Below are 4,493 nucleotides of genomic sequence, written 5' to 3' on the forward strand. Positions count from 1 at the left end.
CGCTGCTTGAGGGCCTTGTTATAAGAGGGCCAGTTGGTGATTTTAACATTTTGTTTTGCCATGGAGACCTGATTTTGAAACAACTGTGGTGATCTGCTCCGATGATTACCCAAAAGTTCTATTTATTCAACAAAGCCCCTCGAAGGTTGCCTGAGTCGATTGATGGTAAAACACCACGCTGATGACATTGCAACCGCCCGCCGTCTAGCGGAGGATGTATTGCGTTTTGCACTATGCCGCAAAAACGGTGCACTGACCTGATAGAACCGGGGTCACAACGCTGAGAAATGCGTCATCCTGACTGAAAAGTCGGCAATCAACGTGGTTTTGGTGCTTTTCCTGCACAAACCCGTTGACGGCAAGCGGCCAATACGGTCTAATGCGCCACGTTGCCCGGATAGCTCAGTCGGTAGAGCAGTGGATTGAAAATCCCCGTGTCGGTGGTTCGATTCCGCCTCCGGGCACCACTATTCGAAGTACGCTGGTCAGAGGTGAGAAAACTGACGGGCGTTTAACGGGAGTGGTACTTGTTGATGTTGATCCTCACATCAGCATACATCAAGAAGTTACCCTCTCGATTAGGGAGCCTGTTAGCAGCAGCCTCCCTTTTCTCGATCACCGTGAATAATTACAATGACGTGACTGAATGTCAACCATTGTAAAACATCTCTTCAGCCTTATCGGTGTAAAGCGCCATTTCTTTCTCCAGCGCCTTACTGACAATATCCATACTGATATCAACGTATTCCATTGTTGTGCTCACATTACGATGCCCCAGCAATCCCTTAACCAGTTGCAGGTTTCGTTCAGGGGAACTCATCAGTGTTGTGGCAAGCGTATGCCTGAACCGATGGGGTGAAATGTCAAATCCGCACTCTTTTGAAAGACGTCGGAAAAACGAACGTAATGGCTGCAGCGAGGGTTTTTGAGAAAGAGATGCCCTGTCAGCAGGCGAAGATATAAACCTCTCATAATGAAACAGCGCATCATTGTTGCCGGCACCGCAATCTCTTGCACGTTGCAGCAATCCCTCCAGTCGCGGACGTAAATGGCTGACAACGGGAACCCGCCACTCACGGTAGGTTTTGCTGCCTTCTGTTCTCAGCTCAATCCAGCCATCTTCAAGACAGACGTCTTTCAGACGAATGTGCAGCAATTGATTCTGGCGCATCCCTGTATAACGCAGCGTGTCCAGAACTGCCAGCCAGTACCACACTGGCCTTAATGCACATTTTGATTGGGTCATTTGTTCAGATGAAAACTGCTGCATGGTCAGCCAGATCTTTGTCATCTGATTCTTGGTGAGCGTCTTTTTTCTTTTCTTATCGTGTTTAACCGAAACACCGTTGAAAGGATTTTTTGTTAAGTCCGTTAGTTGAGAAGTAATGGCAAAATTATAGAGTGCGCACATATGAGTGACCTTGTTATTCCAGGTATGTGCTGACAGCCCTTGTTTTTTCAGGACGTGTCTTCGCCACTCAAGCACTTCACGACTGGTTATGCTGTAGGGTGGTCGCGCTTCCCCAATATGTTTTCTGAAACCGCGAACCACTTTCTGATAACTCCATTCTGTATCTTCACGTAGCGACTTACAGAAAAAATATTCATCCAGCAGTTCTTTCCATAGCCAGTCAGTGTTCATTTCGTTCATTTTCCATTCCTCCCATAGTTACAGATACGCACCAGATGTCAGACCACGATTACGGTCAGGGAAACAAAAGAAACTGACTGTCCTGAGGGATTGTCTTTCTGAATACCTGTCTGCTTTTAACCAGATAGCCTTTCATCCGTTTAAACTTGCCTGATTTATCGGGGTATCGAACAACTGAGCAAAGTAAAACCTCCTGTTATCCCGACGTTTATGTAAATTAAGTTGCTCAAAAGACGCCTGAACTTTCTCCCGATTATCTGCGGAGCCGGTGGCCTTGAGGTAGTCAAAAAAAATGCCGGGGACGGGTAAAAAGACGTAACCGGCAATAACGTGGACTTTGTCATCTTTACCATTAAAACTAATCTCTCCCCGGTTGATCCCTTCCCCAAGCCAGTCAAAAAAACGCGCTCCTTCCACTTCTTCAGTACCGCTGACTGCCCTGGATGCGGAATGTAATCTTTCATCACGTTTGTTAACAATTGCAACCGCAGAATTATCTGATTTTCCCTTACTGGAAAGATTGTCTGTGTTTTCAGAAAATTCATTATTTTCAATGTGGTATGATAGAACTATTTTTTCATTTTCAGTGAGCGGCTCCTCAGGTGAGGCCTCATTGTTATTTCCGCCTATTGCAATGTTTTGAGGTACTTCAAACAGAGACAAAAGCGCGTCAGTATCGTCTGCGACTGCAGTCATTATCGTGCCGGAACTCAATTCCATTTCATCGGCAGGATTTTCTGTTTCAGGATTGCTAAGGTCCTCTGACAAAAGACTGTCAGTTTGAGAGGCAGGCTCAACACTTGATGTAAGAGCAAAACCTGCCGGAGCCGCTAAAGCTTCCGCCGTATTCGGATCTGATTGTTGAGAAGAAATGTCCGGGGATAAATTCGAAGTGTGTATCGTCTGAACAGTGGTTTTATTTCCAAGTAGTCCACCTGCTAAGGTATTTAATACTTCGTCAGTCTTCGACTCCATCAGAGGAGAATCTGTTTTCTCTGCAGCCTGCTTCATCAGGCTTCGTATCAATGGCATGCCCGGATGCTGATTCCAGAGTGCGCCGGCAAGGTTGCCCAGTGCCTCTGGATTCTCTGCCAGCCAGCCCGTCGCCTCTGCCGGTATAAGTTGTCCGGCGGCAAGGGCAGCAAACGCTGATGCGTTCTCAGCCTCCCGGAACCGGAAACGATAAGGTGAGTCCGGAACGGTCATTCCCGGAAGCCAGCTTTTACCGTCAAGCAACTCCCCCTCCAGAGTCGCAAGAAGAGGCAGGTGCCAGAACAGCGCCGACCAGAAAATCACTACATTCCACATCACATTTTGCGCTGCCTGCTCTTCCGGTGCCGCGCCGGGCGGAAACATGTACCCTTTTGCCAGCCTGACCGCACAGGTTGTGAACTGCAGCGTAAGGTCGCCGAAGCCGTCTGACTGCGACCACCTTCCCTGCTGCGTGGCCGGCACATTCTGTACCCTGGCTAATAAACTATTAAGAGGCGCTAAATAGAGACGCTGATACAGGTCTGCGGGCAGAGAGCAGTTCTCCCATATCTGCTGCAGGCAGGTTTTTCGTAGCGGGGTGGCACACAACATACCGGCCCCACGCGGGGCGTGGTAGCCGACAGGCGTGACTGGGGATATATGATGTACTGCTTCTGGTTCGCCTTTTGAAAACAGAGACCTCAGGGTCCGGATTTTGCTGAGCATGATGTTCTCCTGGTACAGGGCTGCTCAGTGTTATGACCCTCCCTGCGCCACACCATAAAAAACCAGTTATTCAGTCCAGGAAGTTTCTCCCGTGTCGCCAGGCATATCTGCATCGTTCTCTTTATCGCCCTCACCGGCTTCGCTGAGCCAGCGCATCAGCTCGTTAAGCACAAGCGTCTCTCTTGCCCGGGTGACAGCCACATACAGCAGGTTAGTCTCATCCTGTAGCTCTTCCTGCGAGAGGAGCGGGTCCGTAATGTCAGTAAAATCCTCACTCAGCTTCACCACCGGCCATTCCAGCCCTTTGCTGCGGTGTGCGGTTGAAACCGTGACCTGAGCGTCTTTTTCATGGGTGACGACCTGGCGGCGCATAATGGCCAGCTTTTGAGGGAGCGGGAAAAAGTCATCGAGCAGGCGAATAGCCTGATTCATCTCCACGTCCTGGGTGGCCTTTGCTATCGAGCAGTATTCATCGAAATCCCGGTAGTCCCGGCTCAGGCGCGGGGACTGCGTCTTTTCAGGCATATCGGCGGAGAACCAGTACAGGTCTTCCAGCTCCTCCGTTTTGTAGCCTTCAATCCCCCCGACCCAGAAGACTCTTTTCCCCATGAGGCTTGCCGTCAAGGCGCTGCCAATCACGCCGGACACCGTCCGGCTCAGTACAGCTACGTGCTCAGCCTCATCCGGGATGCTGCTGACGACGGCGTCCTGCCCCCCCGTTACCCGTCACCCGCTTTTCTTCTCCGGCACGCTCCAGCAGGATATTGGCCATACGCGCGACCTCAGGGCCGAAACGAAAACTCGCCGTCAACCATAACCGGTCCGCCTGCGCCAGCTGGCGGGCATTGAGCGCGTTATCCGCCCCGCGAAACCAGTAAATCTGCTGGTAACGGTCGCCGACCAGAATGACCCGGCAGGGCTGATTTAGAACAAACGCACTGGTCACGGGGTTGGCGTCCTGCGCCTCATCAAAGAGGATGGTGTCCCAGCGTTTAGACAGGTCAGGGGCTTTGTTGAATAAATAGAACTTTTGGGTAATCATCGGAGCAGATCACCACAGTTGTTTCAAAATCAGGTCTCCATGGCAAAACAAAATGTTAAAATCACCAACTGGCCCTCTTATAACAAGGCCCTCAAGCAGCGC

General features: G+C 50.4%; 2 protein-coding genes, 1 tRNA gene and 2 pseudogenes. 2 read left to right on the plus strand and 3 right to left on the minus strand.

The features are described 5' to 3' along the window. Positions 1-138: 138 nt before the first annotated feature. Together QZ506_RS06815 and QZ506_RS06820 are read left to right on the plus strand one after the other, a co-directional pair. Positions 139-261 (plus strand): annotated as a pseudogene (locus QZ506_RS06815) (transcriptional regulator); the annotation flags it as partial. Positions 262-391: 130 nt separating this feature from the next. Further along, positions 392-467, plus strand: a tRNA-Phe gene (locus QZ506_RS06820). 182 nt (positions 468-649) lie between these two features. Here QZ506_RS06820 and QZ506_RS06825 read toward each other — a convergent pair. The 3 genes and pseudogenes from QZ506_RS06825 to QZ506_RS06835 form a co-directional block, all read right to left on the minus strand. Beyond that, complete coding sequence (locus QZ506_RS06825; protein WP_291969986.1) at positions 650-1,651, minus strand: site-specific integrase; 1,002 nt, start codon at positions 1,649-1,651, stop codon at positions 650-652. A 132-nt stretch (positions 1,652-1,783) separates the two neighbouring features. After that, complete coding sequence (locus QZ506_RS06830; protein ID WP_291969988.1) at positions 1,784-3,349, minus strand: TraI domain-containing protein; 1,566 nt, start codon at positions 3,347-3,349, stop codon at positions 1,784-1,786. Positions 3,350-3,415: 66 nt separating this feature from the next. Next, positions 3,416-4,355, minus strand: a pseudogene (locus QZ506_RS06835) (3'-5' exonuclease); the annotation flags it as partial. Positions 4,356-4,493 lie beyond the last annotated feature (138 nt).

The sequence above is a fragment of the Candidatus Symbiopectobacterium sp. genome (assembly GCF_020054415.1).
Lineage (GTDB): Bacteria > Pseudomonadota > Gammaproteobacteria > Enterobacterales > Enterobacteriaceae > Symbiopectobacterium.